At 64.6% G+C, this 25,716-nt stretch carries 16 protein-coding genes and 2 CRISPR repeat arrays; of the genes, 2 read left to right on the forward strand and 14 right to left on the reverse strand.

The features are described 5' to 3' along the window. Window positions 1–197 precede the first annotated feature (197 nt). From QMX80_RS05650 to QMX80_RS05685, 8 genes are all read right to left on the reverse strand, one after another. Window positions 198–1,496 (reverse strand): DUF58 domain-containing protein, encoded by a 1,299-nt coding sequence (locus tag QMX80_RS05650; RefSeq protein ID WP_282275786.1) that lies wholly within the window; start codon window positions 1,494–1,496, stop codon window positions 198–200. An 853-nt stretch (window positions 1,497–2,349) separates the two neighbouring features. Then, window positions 2,350–3,369, reverse strand: a complete 1,020-nt coding sequence (locus tag QMX80_RS05655) for a MoxR family ATPase (RefSeq protein ID WP_282275788.1) — start codon at window positions 3,367–3,369, stop codon at window positions 2,350–2,352. After that, a complete protein-coding gene (locus QMX80_RS05660) occupies window positions 3,366–4,511 on the reverse strand; it encodes a DUF4350 domain-containing protein (protein WP_282275790.1) in 1,146 nt (381 codons plus the stop codon). Before QMX80_RS05660 ends, QMX80_RS05655 begins: the two co-directional genes overlap by 4 nt. After that, a complete protein-coding gene (locus tag QMX80_RS05665; RefSeq protein ID WP_282275791.1) occupies window positions 4,508–6,082 on the reverse strand; it encodes a DUF4129 domain-containing protein in 1,575 nt (524 codons plus the stop codon). Before QMX80_RS05665 ends, QMX80_RS05660 begins: the two co-directional genes overlap by 4 nt. After that, window positions 6,072–7,064: a stage II sporulation protein M gene (locus tag QMX80_RS05670; RefSeq protein ID WP_282275793.1), complete on the reverse strand. Its 993-nt coding sequence runs from the start codon at window positions 7,062–7,064 to the stop codon at window positions 6,072–6,074. The genes QMX80_RS05665 and QMX80_RS05670 overlap by 11 nt, the downstream gene beginning before the upstream one ends. Then, window positions 7,061–7,738, reverse strand: coding sequence for an RDD family protein (locus QMX80_RS05675; protein ID WP_282275827.1), 678 nt, complete (start codon window positions 7,736–7,738; stop codon window positions 7,061–7,063). Before QMX80_RS05675 ends, QMX80_RS05670 begins: the two co-directional genes overlap by 4 nt. Before the next feature lie 193 nt (window positions 7,739–7,931). Continuing rightward, complete coding sequence (locus tag QMX80_RS05680) at window positions 7,932–8,831, reverse strand: DUF2167 domain-containing protein (RefSeq protein ID WP_282275795.1); 900 nt, start codon at window positions 8,829–8,831, stop codon at window positions 7,932–7,934. Window positions 8,832–8,960: 129 nt separating this feature from the next. After that, window positions 8,961–9,500 carry a gamma carbonic anhydrase family protein gene (locus QMX80_RS05685; protein ID WP_282275797.1) on the reverse strand — a complete coding sequence of 180 codons (540 nt, stop codon included), beginning with the start codon at window positions 9,498–9,500 and terminating at the stop codon, window positions 8,961–8,963. 145 nt (window positions 9,501–9,645) lie between these two features. Beyond that, window positions 9,646–10,213: direct repeats of the CRISPR family, unit length 26 nt; unit sequence TCTGAGCTGCCTACTCGGCAGCGAAC. Window positions 10,214–10,269: 56 nt separating this feature from the next. On the opposite strand from QMX80_RS05685, the gene QMX80_RS05690 reads away from it, so the two are divergent. Beyond that, a protein-coding gene (locus tag QMX80_RS05690; RefSeq protein WP_282275799.1) for an IS5 family transposase occupies window positions 10,270–11,072 on the forward strand; the annotation gives its coding sequence in 2 pieces (ribosomal slippage) (window positions 10,270–10,600 and window positions 10,600–11,072; 804 coding nt in all). A gap of 25 nt (window positions 11,073–11,097) precedes the next feature. Beyond that, a CRISPR array of direct repeats spans window positions 11,098–15,929; the repeat unit is 28 nt; unit sequence TTTCTGAGCTGCCTACTCGGCAGCGAAC. 130 nt (window positions 15,930–16,059) lie between these two features. Here QMX80_RS05690 and cas6f read toward each other — a convergent pair. The 6 genes from cas6f to cas1f all read right to left on the reverse strand — a co-directional run bounded on the left by cas6f (window position 16,060) and on the right by cas1f (window position 24,829). Next, window positions 16,060–16,626 (reverse strand): type I-F CRISPR-associated endoribonuclease Cas6/Csy4, encoded by a 567-nt coding sequence (gene cas6f, locus QMX80_RS05695; RefSeq protein WP_282275801.1) that lies wholly within the window; start codon window positions 16,624–16,626, stop codon window positions 16,060–16,062. 5 nt (window positions 16,627–16,631) lie between these two features. Continuing rightward, window positions 16,632–17,657 carry a type I-F CRISPR-associated protein Csy3 gene (csy3, locus tag QMX80_RS05700; RefSeq protein ID WP_282275802.1) on the reverse strand — a complete coding sequence of 342 codons (1,026 nt, stop codon included), beginning with the start codon at window positions 17,655–17,657 and terminating at the stop codon, window positions 16,632–16,634. Window positions 17,658–17,680: 23 nt separating this feature from the next. Next, on the reverse strand, window positions 17,681–18,697 hold the full coding sequence (gene csy2, locus QMX80_RS05705; protein ID WP_282275803.1) for a type I-F CRISPR-associated protein Csy2: 1,017 nt from the start codon (window positions 18,695–18,697) through the stop codon (window positions 17,681–17,683). Next, window positions 18,694–20,049: a type I-F CRISPR-associated protein Csy1 gene (gene csy1 / locus QMX80_RS05710; RefSeq protein ID WP_282275804.1), complete on the reverse strand. Its 1,356-nt coding sequence runs from the start codon at window positions 20,047–20,049 to the stop codon at window positions 18,694–18,696. Before csy1 ends, csy2 begins: the two co-directional genes overlap by 4 nt. A 398-nt stretch (window positions 20,050–20,447) precedes the next feature. Further along, window positions 20,448–23,819: a type I-F CRISPR-associated helicase Cas3f gene (cas3f, locus tag QMX80_RS05715; RefSeq protein ID WP_282275806.1), complete on the reverse strand. Its 3,372-nt coding sequence runs from the start codon at window positions 23,817–23,819 to the stop codon at window positions 20,448–20,450. Continuing rightward, window positions 23,816–24,829: a type I-F CRISPR-associated endonuclease Cas1f gene (cas1f, locus tag QMX80_RS05720; RefSeq protein ID WP_282275808.1), complete on the reverse strand. Its 1,014-nt coding sequence runs from the start codon at window positions 24,827–24,829 to the stop codon at window positions 23,816–23,818. Before cas1f ends, cas3f begins: the two co-directional genes overlap by 4 nt. A gap of 274 nt (window positions 24,830–25,103) precedes the next feature. Between cas1f and QMX80_RS05725 the strand changes: the two genes are divergently transcribed. Beyond that, entirely contained in the window at window positions 25,104–25,460 is a 357-nt protein-coding gene (locus QMX80_RS05725) for a SymE family type I addiction module toxin (protein WP_282275810.1), read from the forward strand. The last annotated feature ends 256 nt before the right edge of the window (window positions 25,461–25,716 follow it).

The following is a 25,716-nucleotide window of genomic DNA, read 5'->3' on the forward strand; positions in this document are numbered from 1 at the left end:
GGCAACGCCCCGCTGGGGCTTTATCGGCAAAGCCCCGCCGGGCGCTGCCCGGCGCTACACATCAATGGGATGGAAGCCAACCGCAGGGCGGCACGATCAAGGCACAGCAGACGCCAGCCGGCCGCACCCGCTCTGTAGAGCGGGGCATCGCCCCGCTGGGGCTTTGCCGGCGAAGCCCCGCCGGGCGTTGCCCGGCGCTACAACAGCCCGTCGCGCTTGACCGCGAGGTAGCGCTCCACCAGCGCGGCGGGCAGTTCTTCGGCGGTGACGTCCAGCACCATCACCCGATGGCTGCGCAGCGCCTCGTGCGCGGCGGCGCGCTGCTGCAGGTAGCGGGCGATGGCGCCAGCCTGCACCGCATCGGGCAGCGTATCGGCGCTGCGGGAGAGGGCATCGTCCAGTTCGCGCTCGCGCAGGCTGGCCACGCATACCAGGTGCCGCTTCTGCAGCAGGCGCACGGCGGCGAGCAGGTCCTCGATGTCCTCGTCGCGCACGTTGGTCACCAGCATCACCAGGCAGCGCCGCGACTGCCGCAGCGACAGTCCGGTGGCGGCGGCGAGGTAGTCGGTGGCGACCGGCTGCGGTTGCAGGTCGTAGCTGGCGCGCAGCAGCGTGTCGATCGCACCGAGCCCGCGCTGCGGCGCCACCCAACGGGTTTCGCCGCCGCTGGCGAACAGGCCCACGCCGTCGCCCTGGCGCAGCGCCAGGTAGGACACCACCAGCGAGGCGTTGAGCACATGGTCGAAGTGCGACAGGCCGCCCTCGTCGGCCAGCATCCGCCGGCCGGTGTCGATCATCATCACCAGCTGCTGGTTCTTCTCATCCTGGTACTCACGCGAAATCAGCTTGCGCGCGCGCGAGGTAGCCTTCCAGTCGATCTGGCGCAGGCTGTCGCCGACGCGGTATTCGCGCATCTGGTGGAAGTCGGTGCCCTCGCCGCGGCGGCGCTTCAGGTGCGCGCCGACCAGGCGCGAGGCCATTTCCGCGCTGAGCAGGGCCAGCCGCGTCAGCGGCACGAAGTTCGGGTAGACCCGTACCTTCTGCGCTGGCCCGGCGATGCGCGATTGCCGCCACAGCCGCAGCGGCGAATACAGGCGCAGCTGCACGCCGTCGAAGGCGAAGGCGCCGCGCGCGCCGGGGGTGAAGTGGTAGCTGAAGCGGGATTCGCTGGCGCGTGAAAGCCGCAACGTACGCGGCAGGCCTCGCGTGGTCCAGCCGCCGGGCACCAGGTCGAACACGTCCACGCGCTGCTTGCCGAAGCTGTCCAGTTGCAGCCAGGCTTCGCGCTCGATGCCCAGGGCCAGGGTTTCGGGCAGTTCGCGCCGTACCGTGGGCGTGGGGCGGCGCCGCAGCCATAGTGCGTCGGCCAGGGTGGGGAGGGCGATGGCGCATGCGGTTGCAGTCCAGATTCCGGTGGGCAGCAGGTGCAGGGCGACGGGGATGCCGAGCAGGCCCCACAGGGCGAGCAGTGCGATCAGCAGCGGTGCGGGCCTCATGCGTCGGCCCTCATGCCGGATGCGATGCCTGCGGACGAGCGCGAAAGCACAAAATCCTTTGCGGTTGCGGTTGCGGTTGCGGTTGCGGTTGCGGTTGTTTTTGGCTTTTGACTTTCAGGGTTCCCTTCCGCAGCGACGGAGCCAGCGGGAAAAACCCGAAGGGCGGCGTGCAGGGATGCACGCCGTTTTTCTACGCGACAGGGATGTCGCGTAGAAAAATCCCGCTGGCGTAGTGGACCCGGGGCGCGTAGCGCGTCGGGCGCGTAGGCAGGGCGTGCTTTCTTTTGGCTAGCTTTTCTTTGCACGAGCAAAGAAAAGTAGCTCGCGCCCCGAAGGGGGGCGAAAGCACTTGATCCTGCTCCTGCCCTTGTCTTGGCTTTCCTGGAGCGAAACGACAGCAGCTCAAGCACGGAGCCAGGGCGGAAGCTTGAAAGCAAGGCTTTCACTCCTGCTTCGCAGGAGCGAGTTACTTCTCTTTGCTCGTGCAAAGAGAAGTAACCAAGAGAAAGCACGCGCCGGGACGCGATCCGTCGGGCTGCGCCCGCCGGTCCCCTGCGCTCCTCGCGTGCCGAGGGGACGGCGCACAACTCGCTTCGCTCAGACACGTGCGCCTCTTCGCCCCTCGGCCCGCTGCGGTGCTCGGCTCGCTCTACGGCGATAGGGGTCAAAAGCCGGAGGGCAGAAGAAAAATCAACGGCAACAGCAACAGCAACAGCAACAGCAATTCCTGCCTGTGCGGCGACCTCAATGAACGCACACATGGCAATGACGGCAACAGCGGCCCGCCCCAAATCCTCCCTCCGCACCGTGTACGAGGGAGCAGGGACCGAATCCGCATGGCCGCCCACAAAGGTCACTTGCGCGGCGCCTCCACCTTCGTCAGCAGCGCGGTCAACGCATCGTCCGCCGACTGCCCTTCGATCTGCAGCTCCGGTGCCAGCGCGATGCGGTGTCGCAGCGCTGGTTTGGCGATCTCGCGGACGTCGTCGGGGGTGACGAAATCGCGCCCGGCCAACACCGCCTGCGCACGCGCCGCGCGCACCAGCGCAAGGCTGCCGCGCGGGCCGGCGCCCAGGGCGATGCCGGGCCACTTGCGCGTGGCGGCGACGATGCGCACCGCATAGTCGATCACCTGCGGGTCGACGGTGATCGCCGCCACCGCCTGCTGCATGCGCACCACGTCGGCGCCGCTCATCACCCGCGGTACCTGCGACAGGTCGAAGTCGCTGGCGCTGCGGCCGGCGGTGATCGCCTCGACCATGCGCTTCTCGTCTTCCAGCTGCGGGTAGTCGATCAGCACCTTGAGCAGGAAGCGGTCCAGCTGGGCTTCCGGCAGCGGGTAGGTGCCTTCCTGCTCCACCGGGTTCTGCGTGGCCAGGGTGAGGAACGGCGGGTTGAGCGGGAAGGCGCGGCCCTCGATGGTGACCTGGCCTTCCTGCATCACCTCCAGCAGCGCCGATTGGGTCTTGGCCGGTGCGCGGTTGATCTCGTCGGCCAGCAGCAGGTTGGTGAACACCGGGCCGCGGCGGATCTTGAAGCTCTCGGTCTTGGGGTCGTACACGGCGTGGCCGCTGACGTCGCTGGGCATCAGGTCGGGGGTGAACTGCACGCGCGCGTAGTCCAGCTCCAGCGCCTGCGCCAGGGCGCGCACCAGCAGGGTCTTGCCGAGGCCGGGCACGCCTTCGATCAGTACGTGGCCGCCGGCCAGCAGCGCGACCAGGATCTGGTCCAGCACGTCGGCCTGGCCGATGAAGGCCTGGCCGACGGCTTCGCGCAGGCGTTCGACGCGTTCGATCAGGTCGGTGTTGCCGGGCGCGGGCGCCGGTGCGGGCGCATCGCCGGGGAGGGCGGGCGGAGCGGGCAGGTCGGTCATAGCTGGTTTCTCATCTGGATCAGCAGGGCGATGCGTTCGCGCAGCGCGGCGTCGTCGCGCGACGGCGGAACTTGCAGGGCGAGCCGCACGCGTTCAAGCGGCCAGCGCAGGTGGTCGGCGATGGCCTGCAGCTGGGCGTCGCCGGCGAGGGCGGCGGCCAGCGGTGCGCGCCGGCGCAGGCGCGCAAGGAAGGACTGACGCACCGCGTCGTACAGCAGCGGCGCCTTGCCGTAGCGGTGCAGGTGCTCGCCGCTGGCGCGCACGTGTTCGAGCAGCGAGCGGCGTTCCTGCCGCGGCGAGGGCAACAGCGGGCCGAAGCGCTGGGCGCGCATCCACAGCCATGCCAGCAGGGCCAGCAGCAGCGGCAGCCAGATCGGCCAGCCGCGCTGCAGCACGGTGCGCCACAGCGACGGCGCTTCAGCTGCGTAGACCAAGTGCATGCGGCCCTTGCCGTAATTGGGGGCCAGCACCAGCCGCGCGAGGTCGCGGTGCGGCAGGTCGCGCAGGCCGGTGTCCTTGTCGTCCTGGCCGTTGCGCAGGAAATCCATGTCGGCCAGTACATCCACGCGGCCGCCGCCGTAGCGCAGCCGCGCGTAGGCCAGCGTGTCGTCGCTGGCGTCGCCCCAGCGCAGCTCGGCGCGGGCGCTCTCGCCCAGGGTGAAGCGGTTGCCGGCGCAGAATTCCTGGTGTTCTTCCTGTCCCTGCACGCGCCATGGCTGGCAGCGCGGCGCGGCCTCGTCGGGAACGATGCCGAAAGGGTCGAACAGCGTCTGCTCGCCGTCCAGCGTGTCGTCGGCCTTGGGCATGCGCAGCAGCAGGTGGCCGCCGTACTCCACCCAGTCCACGAGCTGTTCGACCTGTGCGGATGCGAGCTGGCGCGGGTCGTCGAGCAGCAGCATGGTGTCGCGCGGCTGCAGATGCATGGCCGGCAGGTCGAGCGTGCGCCGCGTCTCGGCGTCCACGCCATCGCGGCGCAGGGTTTCGCGCAGGGCGAACAACGGATTGAAGCTGGGCTCGCCATAGGCCGGCAGCGTGGCCTGTTCGCAGACGCGCTGGTAGCTGCGCAGGAACCACATCACCGCCAGGCCCGCCAGCAGCAGGACGGCCACGGCGATCAACGCATTGCGCCAGCGCGGGCTCATGCCGGCCACCCGTACTGCTGGCGCAGGTCGTCGAGCAGGGCCTGGAACTCATCCTCCGATGGCAGGCGGCCGGCGTAGGCGGCGTACTGCCAGGTGCGCACCATGCGTGCGAACAGGCGCCGGTCCGCTTCCTGCGGCATGCGCTTCGATGCGCGCAGGCACTGCGCCTCGGTGCTGCCCGGCGGCAGCACGATGTCGGCGCGCTGGGCCAGTTCATCCAGGCTGGCGCGGTACAGCAGGGCCAGCGCATGCCGCGGCCTGCCGTCCTGCCACAGGCGGCGGGCGCTGGCGAGGATATCCGGCGGCAGGGTGTCGGGCAGCTGCAGTTCATGCTGGGTGACGTCCGACTCGACTTCGTGCCGGCGGCGGCGCCCGCTGCCGCGCAGCCAGGGCAGCCACCAGCGGGTGGTCAGCGCCAGCGCAAGCAGCAGCGCGCCGACCACGATCCACAGCAAGCCCTCGCTGAGCAGGGCCAGCAGCTTGACGAACGCGCCCACCAGTTCACCGCCGGGGAAGTTCCAGTCCCGCGTCGGCTTCTCTTCCTCGGGCTTCCTGCGCTCCCAATGGCAGACCATGTGCTTGGCGCCGAGTTGGGGATCCTCATAGGCGCGTGCGGCGGCCTGGCGGAAGCCGCCGGTATCGACCGGTGATGGACCGAATATCGTCGCCGGCGTGGCTGCCACAGAAGCAGGCGCGGCGCCGCCCTTGTGGTTGTCGTGCGTCGCCGGCGCCGCATCACTGGCTTCCTGCGCATGGAGCGGCAGCGACAACGGCGCGAACGCCAGCGCCACCAGCAGCAGGAGCGGCGCCGCGCGCGCCAGCCGCTCACGCAGGCGGCGGAAGGCGATCTCCACGTCCCAGGCTTCCAGCTGGGTGCGGCGGTTGAGGTACAGGCCGAAGCCGGCGCCGCTGTAGAACGGGCCGATCAGCGTCATCGCGGCCCAGGCCAGCAGGTTGAAGCCCAGCCATACCCACGCCGGAGTGTCGCTGCCGATCAGCGATACCGCCACGCGCAGCGATTCGGGCAGCGCATCCAGCGGCACGAACATGAAGACCAGGGCGATGCCGGCCAGCTGCAGCATCACCTCGAAATGCCAGTACACCAGGGTCAACAGCGCCGCATGGCCGTAGGCCGCACCGCCCAGCACGCGCCGTCGCAGCCGCCGTTGTCCGGCGTCGCCGCCTTCGAGCAGGTCCACCGGCATCAGCAGCGAGCGCGCCGGGCTCAGGCGCCGCCAACTCAGATAGGCCAGCAAACCGCGCCAGCCCCAGCGCCACTGCGCGCGCAACGTATCGGCGGTGCCGGGCACCGCGCCGAACGCGCCGCGCGAGATCACGTACAGCGGGATGCGTTCGAACGCCGGCTTCAACCACCACATCAGCAGCGCCGGCAGCCAGAAGGCCTCCAGCCACCAGCCGGCCAGGTTGAGCAGCGCGAACAGCGGCAGGGTCAGCAGCAGCCACGGTTTCCAGATGGCCGCGGCATGGCGCCGCACCAGCGCGCTGCCCAGCTCCATCGCCTCCCACTGCGAACGCGCGCGCAGCACCACGTCGAGCTGGTCAATGCGCATCGCCGCCCCCGTGCCCGCCGCGCCACAGCCAGGCGAACACCAGCGTCCACAGCACGCCGGAGACGGTGAACTTGCCCCACGCCGGCACCCAGGCGATGGACGACCAGAACGCCTCGATGAAGGCCGCCACCAGCAGCATGAAGGCCACGCCCAGGCACAGCCGCGCACCGATCACCCCGCCCTCCACCAGCGCGTCGATGCGCCGCTTGCGGCCCGGCGCGATCAACCGCAGGCCCAGCTGCAGGCCGGCGCCACCGGCAATCACGATGGCGGTCAATTCGAACGGCGCATGCCCCACCACGAAGCGCCAGAACGCATCGCCATAGCCCACATGCTGCAGGTGGCCGGCCACCGCGCCGATGGTCAGGCCGTTGAACAGCAGCACCAGCACCGCGCCGACGCCGGCCAGCAGGCCGCTGGCGAAGGTGCGCAGGCCGATGCTGATGTTGTTCATGATGTAGTGGCCGAACATCGCCCAGTCGGTGCCGCTGTCGCGGCCCAGGTGCTCGGCGGTGGGCGCGTACATCTTTTCCATCTGCGCGACCTGCCGCGGGTCCAGCAGCAGGTGCACCAGTTCCGGCCTGTACTGCAGCAGCACGAACACGCCCACCAGCGGCACCACGAACAGCGCGCAGGCCACCCACATCGCCGCGGCCTGGCTGCGCACCAGCTGCGGGAAACCGGCGAACAGGAATTCCACCGCGCGCTGCCAGCGTGGCGGCGGCGCGCGGTACAGCAGGTTGTGGCCGCGCTGCATCAGCTGCTGCAGGCGTTCGACCAGCTGCGGGCTGTAGCCGCGGCGGCGCGCCAGCGCCAGCTGCTGGCACAGGCGCCGGTAGCGCTCGGGAATGGTCTCGTCGCCCGGCAGATCGGGCGCGGGCGTGCCGCGCGCCTTGCGCGCGCTGCCGCCGCGCTGCTGCAGCCAGTCCTCGAACTGGCGCCATTCGTGCTGGTGGCGGGTGACGAACTGCTCCTGCCTCATCGCCGCCCCAGCAGCCAGTTGGCCATGGCGTACAGGCGCAGCACGCCGGTCTGGCCCTGCGCCCGGCTCAGGCCGCTGGCGATGTCGGCCAGCTCGCTCTGGCGCGGGCCGGGCAGCGCCGGGGCGCGGTCGGCAAAGGCGATCACCGCCTGCTGCTCGGCCGGCTGCAGCGGCAGCGGCGGCGCCAGCACGGCATCGATGCGTGCCGGCGGCACCGGCGCGGGCGCCGGCACGTGCACCACCAGGCTGCTGGCCACCAGGTCGCCCAGTCGGCGCCCGTGCGCATCGCACAGGCAGGCGATCAACCCGAGCGCGTAGCCGAACGGCAGCATGTCCACGGTGCGCAGCAGGTTGCGCACGATCGCCGGCATCCAGCCCAGCGGCGCGCCGTCGCGCGCCACCACGCGCAGGCCGAGCACACGCTTGCCCAGGGTCTGGCCGAACCAGACCTCCAGCACGATGGGGTAACCCCAGAACAGCAGGAACATCAGCCCCAGGTACAGGCCCTGGCCCAGCCCGCCCAGCGCCATCAGCAGCGGGCTCATCAGCGCCAGCACGCCGAAACGCGCCATCAGATCGATCAGCCACGCCAGCGCACGCGGCACCGGCCCGGCCGCCGGCAGCTGCAGCGGCACGCCTTCGGGCGTGATGACTTCGCGGTAGGTATCGAGCATGGGCGGCGCAGCGCTCAACGGCCGGGCGCCGCCCGTCGCGTGCAGGGTCGGGAGTTGTCGCAAGCCCGGTATCCGGACCGGGCGGCTGCCGCTGGCATGCGTGTCTCGGTAGCGTCCTGTCAGCGGCTGACTTTACCGGCCGCCGCAACGGATGCCCAGCCCGCGGAAGGAGGCTCCCGCGGGCCGGTACGCCTTACTGCACCGTGGTGTTCTTGCGATCACCGCCGAAGAATTTCTTCACCACGCCCCCCAGCGCCACCACGCCGATCAGCAGCAGCTTCCAGAACTTGGCGAAGATCAGGCCCAGCTTGGCGAACAGCCCGGCCTTGGCCGCCAGCCCGCCGCCGATCAGCGTCGCCACGCCATAGGCGGCGATCTTGTCGGTCTTGGGGTTGTGGTCGGCATAGCGCGCGCCCTGCTCGAACTCGGCCATCGGCAGCAGCTTCTCCATGCCGGTGCGCACCAGCGGCAGCTCGCCCATGCCCGACACCGCATTGAGGCTCAGGTAGCCATGGCGGCCGAGCACGCGGATGCCGTAATTGAGCACGTGGCCGGACTGGCCGTTGAACTCCAGCTCCTTGGCCCAGTACAGCTTGTTGTTGCCGGCGTCGTAGCGCGGCGGCACCGCCCAGCCCACCAGCTTCAGCGTGCCGTAACCGGCCTTCTCGCGTTCCGGGTTGGCTTCGTTGATCTGCTCCTGCATGTCGCGCAGCAGCTCGTCGTAGTTGATCTTCGACGCGTCCTCGTCGGACACATAGCCGTCGTCGGCATAGGTGACCACCACCGCCCAGCTGTCCTCGTCGGCCAGCCCCGGCGAGCGCGGCACGATCAGCCCCAGCACGTCCTCGTCGGGCGGGTTGCCCCACATGTCCTCCAGCACGCGCCGCGCATCGGCCTGGTCCAGATAGCGGAACTCCGGGCCCAGGTTGAAGCGCGCCTTGGCCTCGGGCACCTCGATGGCGCCCGAGCGGAAATGCAGCGACTGCACGAACGCCGCGGCGTCCTGCTCGTCCTGCGCCAGCGCGGCCGGCGAAGCGGCGCAGAACAGCGTCGCGCCGGCCAACAGGCCCAGCGCCATGGATCTGATCGACATGAAAAGGTTCCTTTCCCTGGAGGGCGTCCCCACGCCCGAGGCCGGCAGTGTGAGGCAGGGTGGACCCGGCGGCAACGTGAAATGCCGGTGGCGCCCTGTAGAGCGGGGGCAACGCCCGCTGGCCTGACGTCAGCCCGCCATCCCCAGATACTGATCCTTCAAGCGCACGTAATGGTCTGCCGAATACCGCAGCCCCTCGATGTCCTTCGCGCTCAAGGTGCGCACCGGCCGCGCCGGATTGCCCACCCACAACTCGCCGTGTGCCACCCGCTTGCCCGGCCCCACCACCGCACCGGCGCCGATGAACGCCTCGTCCTCGATCACCGCGCCATCCAGCACGCACGCGCCCATGCCGATCAGGCAGTAATCGCCAATGCTGCACGCATGGATGATGCAGCCATGCCCCACGGTCACGCCCTCGCCGATCAGCGTGGGGTAGCCGCCCTTGTTGTACGGGCTCTCGTGGCTGACATGGATGATGGTGCCGTCCTGCACGTTGGTGCGCGCCCCGATGCGCACATGGTTCACATCGCCCCGGATCACCGTACCCGGCCACACCGACACGTCATCGCCCAGCGCCACGTCGCCGATGATCGTGCAGGCGGGGTCGATGTAGACGCGCTGGCCGAGGGTGGGGGATTTGTCTAGGAAGGAGCGGAGGGGGGGCACGGAAAAAGTCCAAGGCTGGTCGTCTGGCTTTGGATGATAGGCGTATGCCCTGCGTTCTCCTACATCGGGTGGATTGTCGGAAGTGAAGTGGTTGCCGAGCGGAAAGAACAGAAAGCCTGCTAGCCTAACTGGATTCCGTCGAAGGCTTCTGGTCTGGTTGCTCGGCAACGAACGCGCGGGGTGGTGTTTTCCATGCATCGAACATGCTCTGAGCTGCCTACTCGGCAGCGAACAACGAAGCGCTGGACCTCCTCGCCGCCTACATTCTCTGAGCTGCCTACTCGGCAGCGAACACCAGCAGATGCTTTCTGCTCCGGTTGCCGCATTTCTGAGCTGCCTACTCGGCAGCGAACATCGCCCGAGGTGATGAACTCCCGGCGCTTGGTTTCTGAGCTGCCTACTCGGCAGCGAACTTGGGCCTGCGGGGTGAGGCCGTTGTGCCCAATTTCTGAGCTGCCTACTCGGCAGTGAACGTCGGCAACGGACCAAAGCGAGATTCCCGCAATTTCTGAGCTGCCTACTCGGCAGCGAACAACAGCAAGGCCCTGCGCCTGCGCCCGGTCAATTTCTGAGCTGCCTACTCGGCAGCGAACGCCGCGCTCTTGCGCGGGCCATCCTCCAGCTTTTTCTGAGCTGCCTACTCGGCAGCGAACTTGACTAGGAATTCAATCTCAACGGAGACGATTTTCTAAGCTGCCTACTCGGCAGTGAACTGTGCAGCGCGCCTAAGAGCTTCTAACAAAACCACCAAAGAGCGATGCTATGCACGATGAGACGTGCATTGATCGGTCAGAAGTTGTGGGATGAACTTGCGCCGCTAGTTCCAGAGGTACCGCGCTCGGCCAAGGGTGGACGCCCTCGATTGGAGGATCGGGCGGTGTTCAACGGCATCCTGTTCGTGCTGTACACCGGGATTGCCTGGGAGGACCTGCCGCAAGAGCTCGGCTATGGGAGTGGCATGAGCTGCTGGCGTCGCCTGCAGGCGTGGCAACAGTCCGGCGTCTGGGAGCGACTGCACCATACGTTGCTGGGGCGTCTGCGGCAGTACGACCAGATCGACTGGAGCCGGGCAAGTATCGATGGGGCAAGCGTTGCCAGCCCCCGGGGGGCCAGGAAACGGGCCCGAACCCAACCGACCGCGGCAAATCGGGTAGCAAGCGGCATCTGATCGTTGACCGTCGCGGGGTGCCTTTGGCGTTGATGGTGTCGGGTGCGAACCGACATGATTCGATGATGCTCGAGCCATTGGTCGATGCATTGCCGGCGATTACTGGCCTGCAAGGGCGTCCACGCCGCAGACCGGACAAGCTGCACGCCGACAAGGGGTACGACTTCAAGCGATGTCGCCGGCATCTGCGTCAACGCGGCATTGCCGCACGAATCGCCCGGCGGGGAGTGGAAGGCCGCGAGCGATTGGGACGGCATCGCTGGGGGGTGGAGCGAACGCATGCGTGGCTGGCGGGCTTCGGCAAGCTGCGGATCCGTTTCGAACGTCGTCTGGACACCCACTTGGCCTTGCTGCGCCTGGCATGTGCTGTGATCTGCATACGCTTTGTTGAGCGGTTTTGTTAGCCGTTCTAAGTCACGCCCTTCACCGTTTCTGAGCTGCCTACTCGGCAGCGAACAGCCCACCGGGCCTTTCCTGGGTTCTTCATGTTTTCTGAGCTGCCTACTCGGCAGCGAACGCTGCTGCTTCGCCTCGGCCAGGTCTTCCGAATTTCTGAGCTGCCTACTCGGCAGCGAACTACGGCCCCATGTGCGCCATGTACCCGGAGCGTTTCTGAGCTGCCTACTCGGCAGCGAACGTGCTCGAGCTCGCGAACGGTTCCTCGATCGATTTCTGAGCTGCCTACTCGGCAGCGAACGACGAAAGCGCGGTATCTTGAGCCTTGGGGACTTTCTGAGCTGCCTACTCGGCAGCGAACAGCAAGCGGTAGAACCGGTCACAGGCAAGAACTTTCTGAGCTGCCTAATCGGCAGCGAACTCCGCCAATGCCTGGGCAACAGCCGGGGCGCATTTCTGAGCTGCCTACTCGGCAGCGAACGGACGCTGGGCGGAAGTAGCTCTGCGACTTGTTTTCTGAGCTGCCTACTCGGCAGCGAACCATGGGCCAAGCCCCGAACTCGATGCGGTTCTTTTCTGAGCTGCCTACTCGGCAGCGAACTTGAGTTTACCGTGGTTAACGCACTGCTAAATTTTCTGAGCTGCCTACTCGGCAGCGAACTTGGTTGGCAGCCGCGAGCGTAGATATTTAATCTTTCTGAGCTGCCTACTCGGCAGCGAACGCACCGGGGCTGGACACCGAGCCCGTTGCGCATTTCTGAGCTGCCTACTCGGCAGCGAACAGCGTCTTGGATAATTGAGCATCACCCTTGATTTTCTGAGCTGCCTACTCGGCAGCGAACACCTCATCGAATGTCACCGTCGTCAAGCCGAATTTCTGAGCTGCCTACTCGGCAGCGAACAGACGCTCACCGCCGAAACCGACGTGATTGGTTTTCTGAGCTGCCTACTCGGCAGCGAACGCGTAGCGATCAGCGGTGCGGACTTCCCGCATTTTTCTGAGCTGCCTACTCGGCAGCGAACCCAGCGGATAGCAACGCCCGCAGACGTGAGCTTTTCTGAGCTGCCTACTCGGCAGCGAACAATGCGACACCTCAGCATCACATACCAGGACGTTTCTGAGCTGCCTACTCGGCAGCGAACCTGCTGGGTGACGGTGGTCGTCAGGGCGCTAATTTCTGAGCTGCCTACTCGGCAGCGAACTCCGTGCGAGTCCCGAGATTCACCGGCGCAAGTTTCTGAGCTGCCTACTCGGCAGCGAACGTATCTTAAATTCTCAACCTAACTCGGCGACATTTCTGAGCTGCCTACTCGGCAGCGAACAAGAGCCGGAACACTCCCATCGATGTGACCGATTTCTGAGCTGCCTACTCGGCAGCGAACGTCTGCAACCTCGACGCTTTCAGTTGGGCGGTTTTCTGAGCTGCCTACTCGGCAGCGAACCAACCGCAGGCGTTTTCAGCGTGTCAAGCTATTTTCTGAGCTGCCTACTCGGCAGCGAACGGCAACCAGATTCTTCAGCTCGGCAACAAAGCTTTCTGAGCTGCCTACTCGGCAGCGAACGGGCCACGTCTGGCGCTTGCCGTAAGGGATGCTTTCTGAGCTGCCTACTCGGCAGCGAACGGCCGTACCCACCGGCCGCGCCGCGGCTCAACTTTCTGAGCTGCCTACTCGGCAGCGAACCAGCTCGGCAGCAACTGGGACGGCAACAACGTTTTCTGAGCTGCCTACTCGGCAGCGAACGGAAAGCGATCCTGATGCATGGGAAGCGCACAATTTCTGAGCTGCCTACTCGGCAGCGAACGAGCAAAAGGAGCTGCTGCAGAGGCTGGTGGCTTTCTGAGCTGCCTACTCGGCAGCGAACACCGAGCCGTGCAGCCCGAATCTGGCTTCTCCTTTCTGAGCTGCCTACTCGGCAGCGAACATCGAGCGCACTTACCTGCTGCCGATGACGCATTTCTGAGCTGCCTACTCGGCAGCGAACGGTCATGGCCTTCTTGTTCTTGCTCCACATCATTTCTGAGCTGCCTACTCGGCAGCGAACCCGATGGGAGCAGCAGCGAAGCGCGCGAAGGTTTTCTGAGCTGCCTACTCGGCAGCGAACGGGATCGGGCTGATCGGCCTTTGTGCTGACCATTTCTGAGCTGCCTACTCGGCAGCGAACTTCATCGTGCCGGAAGCCCCGCGCGCATTACATTTCTGAGCTGCCTACTCGGCAGCGAACAACGTGCGCAATGCCGACACCGTGGCCGTCAGTTTCTGAGCTGCCTACTCGGCAGCGAACACGACCCAAGAAAAATTGATCGAAGCGATGAATTTCTGAGCTGCCTACTCGGCAGCGAACTTGGAGGTCTACAACAACGTTCGTTCTCTAGATTTCTGAGCTGCCTACTCGGCAGCGAACTCGCTCGAATCCGCCGCGAGTACGTAGTCGGTTTTCTGAGCTGCCTACTCGGCAGCGAACTGGCGGATCATCCTGCCCTCGCGCGCCTCCAATTTCTGAGCTGCCTACTCGGCAGCGAACGCCATCCCCCATCCCGAAGTGCGACAGCGGGCTTTCTGAGCTGCCTACTCGGCAGCGAACAATCGACGCCGTAGCCCTCGGTTTCCCAGTATTTTCTGAGCTGCCTACTCGGCAGCGAACTTGCCCGGGGATGGTCAGTGTGCTGCGGGTGATTTCTGAGCTGCCTACTCGGCAGCGAACATGAGCACCGCGTTTGGGCGCACGCCGATCTTTTTCTGAGCTGCCTACTCGGCAGCGAACTCCCCTCGGGCACGATGTCCAGGATGTTCAAATTTCTGAGCTGCCTACTCGGCAGCGAACGCCGAAGGCATCACATAGCCCGCGCATTCGGATTTCTGAGCTGCCTACTCGGCAGCGAACCGCTACTACCGCTTCACGCTGCTGCTGGATCATTTCTGAGCTGCCTACTCGGCAGCGAACAGCGACCTGGTGACCCATGTGGGCCGCAGCAATTTCTGAGCTGCCTACTCGGCAGCGAACTATGGATATCGCTGCCGGATGTTCGCAGGCAATTTCTGAGCTGCCTACTCGGCAGCGAACCCGATGCCGCCTACAAAGTCCAGCACCGGGTATTTCTGAGCTGCCTACTCGGCAGCGAACCCCATGTCGTACCACTCTTGGCCGACCTCGCGTTTCTGAGCTGCCTACTCGGCAGCGAACGTAGCGGGATTCCGCTGACAGCAGACGCGCCGTTTCTGAGCTGCCTACTCGGCAGCGAACATAGGGCACCGACACGCCGGTTTCTTTCGGCAGTTTCTGAGCTGCCTACTCGGCAGCGAACGGTACGGCGCAGGATCGACCAGCATCTCGAGCTTTCTGAGCTGCCTACTCGGCAGCGAACCGGGTCGGCGAAGAACTCGACCAGTTCGGGGTTTTCTGAGCTGCCTACTCGGCAGCGAACGGCGATGACCGGCGCCGGCTCTCGCGTGACATTTTCTGAGCTGCCTACTCGGCAGCGAACAAGGACAACCGTTCGGGCGTGATTCGCACGCATTTCTGAGCTGCCTACTCGGCAGCGAACGACCTCATCGCCAACCACGGAATCATCGACGCTTTCTGAGCTGCCTACTCGGCAGCGAACGACACCCAGCCCGCCGCAGCGCAGGAGGCGGTTTTCTGAGCTGCCTACTCGGCAGCGAACGAGGACGAGGGCGGCATGGTGAAGGACGGCACTTTCTGAGCTGCCTACTCGGCAGCGAACCAGGAACCAAGGGGCTCGTCTGGTTTCAGGGCTTTCTGAGCTGCCTACTCGGCAGCGAACCTGTCGATCTACCAGCAGGTGCGCAGCGACGATTTCTGAGCTGCCTACTCGGCAGCGAACAGCCAGCTTGAGCGCCCAGCGCTCGTCGATCATTTCTGAGCTGCCTACTCGGCAGCGAACCTTCAGGGCTTGGCAAGCTCTGCGGACAGAGATTTCTGAGCCGCCTACTCGGCAGCGAACTCCATGTCGAGCATGTAATCGCCGACCGGGTATTTTTGAGCTGCCTACTCGGCAGCGAACGACGAGACTCCGCCATGTCCTCGATCCACTTATTTCTGAGCTGCCTACTCGGCAGCGAACGAGGTGTGCATCGGCGGCCGTGCCGTCGAGCGTTTCTGAGCTGCCTACTCGGCAGCGAACCTGTTGAGCGTGCAGACCACGATGCCGTCATATTTCTGAGCTGCCTACTCGGCAGCGAACCATATGCAATACCTGCTTTCGTTGTTCCGCTGTTTCTGAGCTGCCTACTCGGCAGCGAACGAGGCCATGGCCATGCGAGGGCCAAGGGCGGCTTTCTGAGCTGCCTACTCGGCAGCGAACTTGACGGCGTTGCAGGTAGTGGCGCGCATGGATTTCTGAGCTGCCTACTCGGCAGCGAACCCGATGAAGTGGTTGCCGTCCTGGTCGACGTATTTCTGAGCTGCCTACTCGGCAGCGAACTTCTCTTGCTCAGCCCTGGTGTCGCCTCGGTATTTCTGAGCTGCCTACTCGGCAGCGAACCACTGGCTGCCGGTGCTGCGCTCGCGCAGAGCTTTCTGAGCTGCCTACTCGGCAGCGAACGGGATCATGGGGCAACTCAGAAAGCGCACGCATTTCTGAGCTGCCTACTCGGCAGCGAACGTCAATTTTGTTTGAGGTCTAACTATTGCATTTTTCTGAGCTGCCTACTCGGCAGCGAACACCGAACGCCACCGATAGCGCCTGCACTTCCTTTTCTGAGCTGCCTACTCGGCAGCGAACTTTTGGCGATAGCACTCATTCGGATTTCGTCATTTCTGAGCTGCCTACTCGGCAGCGAACGTAAGACCATCGTCAACACGACGATCGAGGAATTTCTGAGCTGCCTACTCGGCAGCGAACTAGACGAATTTCACGTCAAGTCATTGGTAATGCTAAGGAAATCCATGAATAAAGGAATGCCCCCAAAATTTCGGGGGCATTCGCAAGTCACTGATTTTCAAAAAGCGTTACTGACTCCTTGGAAATTGGGTCAGAACCACGGGACGGTACTGGTGCTGCTCAATCCGTGGCTGTTGAACTTTCCCGGTGTGGGGGTGGCCGCCAACGGACCCAGGGCGACGAACACACAGAAGGGCTGCCCGGTGCTGCGGCTGCGCAGGTGCAGATAGGGCAGGTTGGGGCGGCGCTCCACGGTCTGGGGGATGGCTTGTTGCGCTTGCTGTTCGGTCTCCCCTTGGCGTCGCATACGGCGGCGCCGCAGGCGTTCGACGTTGGTTTTGAACTGCCGGCGGTGCACGGTGCGTTGCGGCACCCCCTCCGGGACCGGATTGATCCCGGTGAGGCGTACGTGGTCGCGCAGACCCTTGAGCCAATCTTCCTGCAGGAGGCGGAGCAGGGTCGCCTCGCTGCCATGCAGGCGCAACACAGTGCCCAAGGTGCGAGGCGCAGTGCTGTAGCCCGGGAAGCTCGCGCCGATGTCCTCGATGCGCTGCTGGACCAGCACCAGGTGCAGGCGGTCATAGAGCGCGCCAAGTAACTGCGGAGCCGTGGTTTCCGGGTCGGGGACGACCTGGATGTCGACATGATGGCTGGTCATGATGTTCAGCCCGCTTCGCCGAACACGCCACCCCGAACCAACGTGGCGATGACAAAGTGCTGCTGCTCCACCGATGGCTCCTTGTCCTTCAATACCCAGGCATCGAGCAGGTTGTAGAAATCCTGCTTTTCCTTGGGCTGGCGATAGGCCTTGCCCTGCGTGGTCACCGAGCCGTAAGGCTCCACCGCGATGGGGCCGTTGCCGGTAGCCTCCGGATACCAGGTGTCCACAGTGCGCAGCGCATTGCCGATCTTCTGCGAGTGGATGGCAGCCACCTTGTCGACGTGGTACAGGGTTTTGCTCTTTTTGCTGGCCGCCTTGTCCAGGATGAGCTCCTGCGAGGGGAAAACCTCTTGGCCTGCGCCCATGCGGACGAAAGCGGTGACCTGCAGCAGCACATGGTTGTCACCGGCCAGGCCAACGGCAATCAGCTCACCCAGTTCGGCCAGGGCAGTGGTTTCCACTGCCGGTGCCATGAGATCGTGCAGCGAATGTGCCAGTGCATCGAAGGTCCATTGCTGGGCGGGCTTGCCGTCACGCAGATGGGCCACGGTTACTTCGACCTGCTCGGCGCCAATGCGGTTGCGCCACAGGAAGCGACCATTGGCCAGATTGGCCGCATAGCGGCGGGCCAGCTCGTTGAAGCCGTGCTGGCGTACATAGCCGTCGACCGTTTCCAGCAGCTTGCTGCGATAGGCGGCGTCGTTGCAGGCCGAGGGCCTGCCGGTTCCACCGAGCACGCGCAAGGTGAACTGCACCTTCAGCGTGTCGGCGTCAGCCGGCAATGCCGCCACGTCCACGGTCTGCAGGTTCGGATTCTGGATGGCGGCGTCCAGTTTGGCCGGGTCCTGGCCGCTGGTTTTCAGTCGGTTGGAGATGGTGCCGCGCACGGACTTTTCGCGCAGGCCTACCGGCCTCCAGTCTGTCGCTTGGGTGCGCGCCGCCCAGTTTCCACTGGTGAACAGGGCATCGGACGGGTCCAGCTTGCGTTCGAAGGCCAATACGGATGCGGTCTTGAGTTCCTTGGACATGATGGGATTCCTTTTCTGCCGGGTCAGTAGGTGGTGGTGTCGAATTCAAGCGGTGTATCCAGCTCATCCTCGTCGAGAGGTTGCGCATGGTCGTTGCGACAGCGATACAGGCCGAGCTCAGGCTGCGTGTCGGCATACCAGAGCAGGCTTTCAGGCACATGCAGACGGTGCGGGCTGACCCATTGACCAACCGAGTACAGGCTTTCGACGAAGCGGAACGGCGTTACGGCATCGCGGGTGTTGACCACCCTACCGGCAGCGTGCAGTTCGCCCAGCGCGCCGTACCCCACTGGGATGGGAACCACCCAGCCATTACCAGTTCGGTCGTTGGACCAGCTGCCCTTGCCGGTATCGTGGTCGGCCTGCCAGCGCCAATTGATGCGGGACAATGACAGCCAGGCATCCAATGGGTCTGGTGCCTTGCCTGATTGCTCCTGTTGCTGCAGGCGCTCGGCCAGCAGGTCGTCACGGCTCACAGGCACGAAGCCGGGCAGCAGGCGCATGCGCGCCTTGGCGAACAGCGCCTGGCGATCGGCTGCGGTGCCTGTCAGCTCCAGCGCCCAGGGTTGGTAGCGCCTACGCCAGGGATGGGCCGGCGGTATCAGGCTGCCACCCGCGATGCGCATGCCGGCCAGCAGTTCGGCCAGTGCCCGCAGATCGCCTTCACGCGTTTCTGGCGCCTTCTGCCAGCGAAGGCTTTTGGCGGCCAGCAGCAGGCTCAAGCCCAGATGGATGCGGCCTTCCTCGACGATCGCCGAGCTGCCGCCTTCCTTGTTCACCGGGTTGCGGGTCAGATGGAAGCTGTTGACGAAGCGGCCTTCGGTGGCCAGTTCACGATGCTGGTGGCAGACCACTCCCACTGCATTGAACCGGACATCCAGTCCCGCAGCATCCGCCTTGCGCTGCAGGGCCCACATCAGCCCCAGGAAAGCCGTCATCGACGGGAAGCCATGCGACAGCGGGCTGGAAATGGCGTTGGCGTTCTGCACCTGCAGATGCGGGAAGACAAGCAGGTGATCGAATTGCGGGCAAGTGCTCATGCCGTGCCTCCTTTCGGTGCGCGCCGCCGCACGGGTACCGGCCAGGTCGCATCGGCGACCGCATGGCGCGCCCAGTGCCGGTATTCCGCGTCTCCGACAGCGATCAGTCCGGCGGAGCGCAACCGGTCATTCAACCAGTTGGCGAAATCGCCAGCCACCTGATCAGGCCAATCGCCGAACTCCCAGATGGCGACGAACGCTTCGTCCTCGACGGCCAGTTCGGGTTCCGGGCGCGGATCCAGCTCCACGCGTTCGGGGTCCAGCCAGACCTGCTGGTGCAGGGGCAGGGTGCAGCTTTCATTCCGCGTCCATCCCGGTTCGAAACGAACCTGCGTTTCTACGGCGAAGATGGCCAACTGGGCCCCCAACTCCTGAGCCAGTTCGGTGCGTTTCCGTCGCGTTGCCTCGGTAGGGGGCGGATTGGACAGAAGAAAGCTGGCCAGTTGGTCAACGGTGTCGCGAACGCCAGGGAACCAGGCCAGGCGGTCCATTGCCGATTCGAGATTCAGCAATTTGCGCGGTTGCTCGATGTCCCAGCTCGGCGGAAGGGAGGCCAGCAGGTAGTTGATGCCGCCGCGCTCGCTGTTGAGCTGCGACACATTCTGGGGCTTGGTGCCCCCCAGCTTGCGGGCGACCAGGTTGCGGTAGTCGCGATAGGGCGCTTCGTGCGCCTCCCCGGCGCGGAACGCCTGCCGTGCGGCCTTGTTGTCCTCACCGAAACGCGCGTCCTGGATTTCGGCATGCACGGCATGGGCCAGGCTGCTGGAGAACAGGGGTTGCAGCAGGTGATAGGCCTCGTCTTCCGTCGGTGCGCCGTCGACCAGCCAGTACAGCTGTTTTGCGGCTTCGTGCGACGTAGGGTGGGTATCGCCGCGGACCAGGCCGCTGAAGGCCTTCATCCAGTTGGCCGCGGTCTCGGAATCCGCGTGCAGAGCCGAGCGCAGGTCTGCATCACCGGCTTGCATCCAATCCAGCAGCCGGCGTCCCTCCACTTCGACCTTGAGGAACTTGAATACATCCAGTGCTGCGGCATTGCCCACGACATCCTCTGCGAAGTCGTCGCCCAGCACATGGGTACCGATCTCGGCGTGGCGGGGCAAGGCGTCTGGCCGGACATGCAGGCTGCTGCCCCGTGCGTCCGGGTGGGTGGCCTTGAGTACGTGGGTGACCGCCTGGATCTGGCCTACCCGCCGGGCAGCATCGGCCAACCAGGCGCCATAGTCGTATTTGGTGGAGATATCGCCTTCTTCTTCCTTGCCTTTCAGCTTGGCTTCGCGCCGGGCTTCGATGAAGCCGGCGATGGCTGAGCGGAAACGGCCGGAGCGCGCAAGACGTTCCGAAGGTTCGTTCATGGAGAATCCTTTCATGCGCCCGTTGAAGGGGCGTGCCTGTAGAATCCCACACGGCAGTGAGCAGTCGTGGGTGTTATGAGGGTCCTACCCTCAAGCGCATATTCTGAAAAAGCGTCGATAAAACACTTCCACATCCTCCTTTGCACAGCAGTCCTTGTGCGTAGGTCCGGCGTCCAACCGGCTCTCTGTTCGCCCGGAGTCATGCCAGTGACTCCGGGCTTTTAACCATTTATGTGTAAATTGCAGATCGACAAATGAAAGTTCTTGGTGCAGACTATGGCCTAAACGATCAGCGGGCGCAAGACCGCTCTGCCGTGTAGGCAGCTCAGGAAATTTAGGTGTGGAATGCTGATCGTTGCTTGCTGCCGAGCAGGCAGCTGGGGCAGGGATGCCCCGCCTCATGGCATGTCGTCAAAGCCCAGCAATGGGTGCCATCGCCAGCCGTTCGGGTTGGAATGCACCTCGACTGTGGTGAAACGCCGGGCGCAGTAGTCCAGCGAGTCTCCCGAGTGTGCGGCCTGATCGTCCAGCAGGGACCTCAGCTCGAAATGCCCCCACGGGCTGATTCCAGCGCCGAAGGTCAGCTGGATATCCCTCCGTTGGCTCTGGTCGACCAGGACGTACAGGGGAGCGGAATGCCGGCCAGCGGTTTCCTCGACCCGATGCAACAGCAACCGCTCACCCTCGTCGTCGGGCAGGAAAACCAGCGTGGTGGTCTTCACGGCCTGCCGCCGGAATCGCTGCTGCTGGGGAAGAACGCCGATCAGCGCGGCTTGTGGGTACTTCCAGGCGACGTAAGCCTGATCCTGCTCGACAGGAGGAATCTGGCTTTCCGTGGTGGCAGGTACTGGCAGCATGCTGAGGGCGGTACGTGCCTGTTCCAGGTCGACGAGGCTATGGCGCGTCCGCCAGGTCTTCGACGGCCGTGGCTGGATACGCGGCAAGGCGTCGAGTACCTCGAACTCGGCCGGCTGCAGCAACTCGGCAAGGCGATGCGTGGACAACTGCAGGCGTTTCTGCGCGGGGCTGGAGCCGGACTTCTCGTAACCTGGCCGCTGGAATGCCGGCCGGTCGGAATGAGTCTCTGCAAAGTGGCGAAGGTTGGTATCGAACACCAGCACATTCGCCTCCGACGGTGCATGGCCCCGATGCCGCTGCACGCGTCCAGCCAACTGGATCAATGAGCGCATGGACGAAGGTTCGGCTACCGCCCAGTCCGCGTCCCAGTCCCGGCCAACCTCGCAGACGGGTGAGGCCAGTACCACGAACATGTGCTGCGGTTCCGGGTGGGCATCCAGCGCACTGCGGATGGTGGGAAGCTGGAAGACGGCGTTGGCGTCGCCGCGACGATTGAAGGCGCCATCCAGCAGTGCCTCGATGGCCGAACGTTGCAGAAGGGGGAAACGCGCGTGATAGACACAGAGGTGGAAGCGGACACCTTCTGGTGCGCCTTGCGTGAAAATAGCTCGCGCAACGTCGAACAGCGGGCCTATGTTCGCCATGCGTACCAGCCCGAGGCTGACCTGCTTTCCGCTGACAGGGTCCTTCTGGCAGTGCGCACGATGGAGTTGCAGGCAGGCGTCGCGGACATGCGGGGCGAATTCGGCGTTCCGCTGCTCAGGCTTCCTGGCTTCAAGCGACAGTGGCAGCAATCGCGCGCGGCGCAACGGCGCTACTTTCCGCAGCTGTGCGGCGCGCTTGTCCACGAATCGCAGGTGCTGTTGTTCGAAGTCCTGGCCACCCACGCCCGCTACCTGAACGCCGAACTCGTCCGTCCATAGGCAAGGAATCTCCGCCCCAATATTCGCGATACCTGGCTCGCCCCGATTCTGGCGATACAGTCGCCGCCCGGTGCGGTAGGCGAGAAACATGCCGGTGACCAATGCCGGTGGTAGCGTGGCCGAAGATAACACCACGCGGCAGCCCAGCATGCCGGCCCAATGCACTAGCCGCGTGAGCGCCGGCATGTCGTCCAGGTCGTAGTCATCCAGTTCGTCGAGCACCAGGTCGGCACTCATCAAGCGCAGCATCGGGGCGATCTGGCGGCCGGCACGCAGGGATTCCGTTGCGGGCACCATGTGGTCCACCGTGCAGACCAGCACGGGCGCCGACAGCAGGTTGCGGATGTCCGGATCGTGCAGTGCGCGCGACACCAGCGGATGCTGGCTGCTGTTGCCCTCGTAAAGAATGTGGCTGTCTTCCTCGATAAGATCCTGGATGGATGCCGATCCGGAAGACTCTGCCTGCTGTTCGTAGTACTCGAACACCGCCCGGCTCGCCGAACCGCCAACGCGTATGGCCAGTTCGTCCTCTCCAAGATGGAGGTCATTCCGGTAGCTGCGGCCGGTCTGCAGCGTGAGCATGCGCAGGCCGAGCGCATACGTCACGCGCATGCCGAGTTGCGGATCGCTGAGTGCGTACAGGATACGTGCATTGGCCAGCGTCTTGCCGCAGCCGGTGGACGCCATGTTAACGATGAAGCCGCCGAGCCTCTGGAAGTCTTCGCGCAGGCTTGTCGCGGCATCAGCGGCCTTGTCCTGCCATGCGAACTTCGGGTTGCTGTTGCGCTTACGCAGTCCCCGGTGATTGGCCAGCCGCGGAAGGTGGCGCTCAAAGCCGGGAAGTGCGTGCGCGACCATGCCTGCATCGCGGGCGACACCGAGCAGGTGCTCAAGCAATGTCTGTTTGAGCTTCCCGTCCTTATGGGTGTTGGCATACAGCTGGCTGTCCGTCTTGACCTTCAACCGCTCGGAAGCATCCGGTGGCAGGCTGGAGTAATGGTGGTCAGCCAGCATCAGGCACAGGCGTGCGAGATGCATGACGTAGGGATTGTCGATCCACCGGCTGTCGTCGCGCTGCTGCAGTTGCAACAAGCTTCCGGCAATACGCGCGGCCTGGCGCAGCCAATCCCGTTCGATCACCGGCAAGGGTGCGGCAGGTTCCCAATACGGCAGGGCTTCCTGCCTTGAAGGCGATTGAGATCTCTCGTTCCACCCATGTGAGACCAGTGCGAGCGGGTCCTTCAGCCAGAGCTCATTCCAGTGCGCGGCACGGGACCCGAGCGGCTGTTGAGTGCCGTCGCTGGCGAGGGCCGGAACAACGGGAAGGCGATGATGGCTGACCACCAGCCACGCGATGGCGCCAGCCAAGGGAGGCAGCCGCTGGAAAGGGAGGGCATGCGAGGCATCCATGCCATCGCGCTGATAGCGGTCCTCGGCCAGCCAGTCCAGTTCATTGGCGTTCTCGATATCGCTCAACCGTTTTAGCCATCCCGCGTCGTCATCGGTTCCGACGAAGGCCTGGAACAAGCGCAGCGATACCCACTCGTGGCGATACAGGTTGCGTTCGGTACGGGCACCGCGCAGGCGTTCCTGGAAGGCGATGCTGGCCTTGCCCAGGTCGTGCAGGAGGGCGGCCAATTTGGCCAGGAGTCGGATTGGTTGGGCGGTGTGCCAATCGTTCTCATCGTGGGGGCGCAGGATGTTGCGGCGGGTAGCGTTGGTCGGTGCGGCGCCCTCGGCATTAAACCGTCGGGCATCACCAACCACCCACAGCAGTTCGCTGTGATCGCGTCCCCGAATCCAGTGGCAGGCAACGGCGGTATTCTTTCGCGCGGTCTTGCGCAGCAATCGCCTCAGCGTATCCAGTCCCTCCTGGGTGATGGCGGTCTGCCAGGTGCGGTCGCCACGGCGCTCGGCGAACTGATCCAGGATGCGTCGTGTTTCGGACAGTGCCCTCTTCTCGCATTGCGAGATCAGCAGGATGTTCAAACTTTCACCTGTGCAGCCGTCGAGAGAGCGATGGCCTTGAGGCTGTCGATGATGAAATCCAGCGAATCGCTGCGTGTAAGCGACTCGATGCAATGGCGGCGGAAGCTCTGCTCGTCGTCGCCACGCATCGCCGAGAGGAATGCCTGGGGAAGGATGCTGGCGTCCTTGATAAGGTCGGCGGCATCGAATACCAGCCCGCCGCGACGGGTCTTTCCGTGCAGTACTGCCAGGCCGTGCGGCAGGCCCAGTACCCAGCTGGCGGTGGCGCCCAATCCATAGGCGAGGTAATTGCCATGATCCAGGAAGCGATTCGCCGGATCCGTGCCGGTACCTCGTTTGGCCCGGCTGAATTCGCCATAGTCGACGGTATCCACCGCAAGCTTGAACAGGGCCTTGCTCAGGCGCGCTTCCTCGGTCAGCAGTGCCGTGGTGTCTTGCGCCAGTTCGATGTTGCGGCTTGAAGGTTGCAGCAGGCTTTCAAGCCGCCCGGCATCGACCTTGAAGCCCGCCTCATGCAGCGCACGCTGCTGCCATTGCCTGGATAGCCGCTGCAGCCGCAGTTGTTGGAGCTGCTTGGCCGCCAGAAGACGGAGGTCGTCGTCGAACCAGAATTTCACCCACGCCTGCAGGTACTCGGTAGGACGGTACTCGCTCTGCGGCGAGAACCAGGCTACGTCAATGTCGATCTCGTTGGCACTGAAAAGGGGTGTTCCGCCACCACCACAGAAGCCCACCAGCACGCCCGCCTTGGCCAGCTCGCGCATCGCCGCCTGGGTGACGGAGGTGCCGGTACCCAGAAGTACAGTGGTGGTGTTGGCGATCGGGATGTTCCAGTAAAGCGATTGCTTTCCGGCGTCGGTGACGTACTCGACGCGGCCACCATTGACCAGTACCCGGCAGTGTTGAAGGTAGTAAATATTGGCCCGCTTTGAATGCAGGATTGTCTTCAGGTCCGAAGACGGCAACTGTTCCATGTCGATCCCCTGTGCCGTGCCATCCATGTGTGCCATGGATGGATCTCACGGAAGGAGACTGTAGCGGCAATCATGCTGGTCCGGGTACTGAGAGCTGCAGGTTGTTCCGTTTGCCACATCCAATTGGGTGGGGGGAATGGATGGTGGTCCTCTTATGGCTCTGTTGGCCATTTCGGGTACTCATGTGCGGTCCCGATCCGTTGACAAATGTTGCGATCCGGCAGCACCATTTACTGGCTGCGGCTGAGTTCCGCAGTCGGGTTTGGCAGCTCGAAAGCACAAGGATTCCCTATCGCTCAAGGAGTCCGATATGCGCCGTTCCAAGGAAATCACCCGCGCTTCCACCCCTGCGTCCAACCGCAGCACGTCCAGGCACGAGGCACCCACATCGCGGATGATCGATTCCGCGCCGCTTCCGGTGCTGTTCTCGCCCCCGTCTTCCACACCTCCCGCGTCCAGCGGCTGGGCGCGCATGCCCAAGCGCTGCACGATGGGCTACCTGTATTACGACGAGCGCAGGGGCGAGCAGATCATCGGTCGGGCCGTGCCCAAGCTGCGCCTGTCCGGCCGTTGGTTGGAACGTTGCGGCTTTGCCGTGGGCGATGCGTTGCAGGTGACGGTGGGGAACGGGTTGTTGTTGATCAGCCGTGGCAAGGGCGACGACTGAGCAGCCCGTGCCGTGGCTGGCGACCAGCACGTGCATGCGGTGGTGGTGTTCGCCATAAGGTGGCATGCAGGCAACGAAACGAAGAGGCCCGCTCATGCGGGCCTCTTCGCAGGATTGAACAGGCTGTGTGCCGTGGCTTCTCCTGCCTTTCTTCCAGTACGTTCCAGCCGACCGCGTGCCACAAGCGCCCGTTGACAAAGCCCCGGCGGAAACGGAATCTGCGTCGCCTTGCGCCAGCCCGGCGCTCTATCGGTGG

Origin of the sequence: Stenotrophomonas sp. PS02297 (assembly GCF_029959705.1) — a bacterium.
GTDB lineage: Bacteria > Pseudomonadota > Gammaproteobacteria > Xanthomonadales > Xanthomonadaceae > Stenotrophomonas > Stenotrophomonas nitritireducens.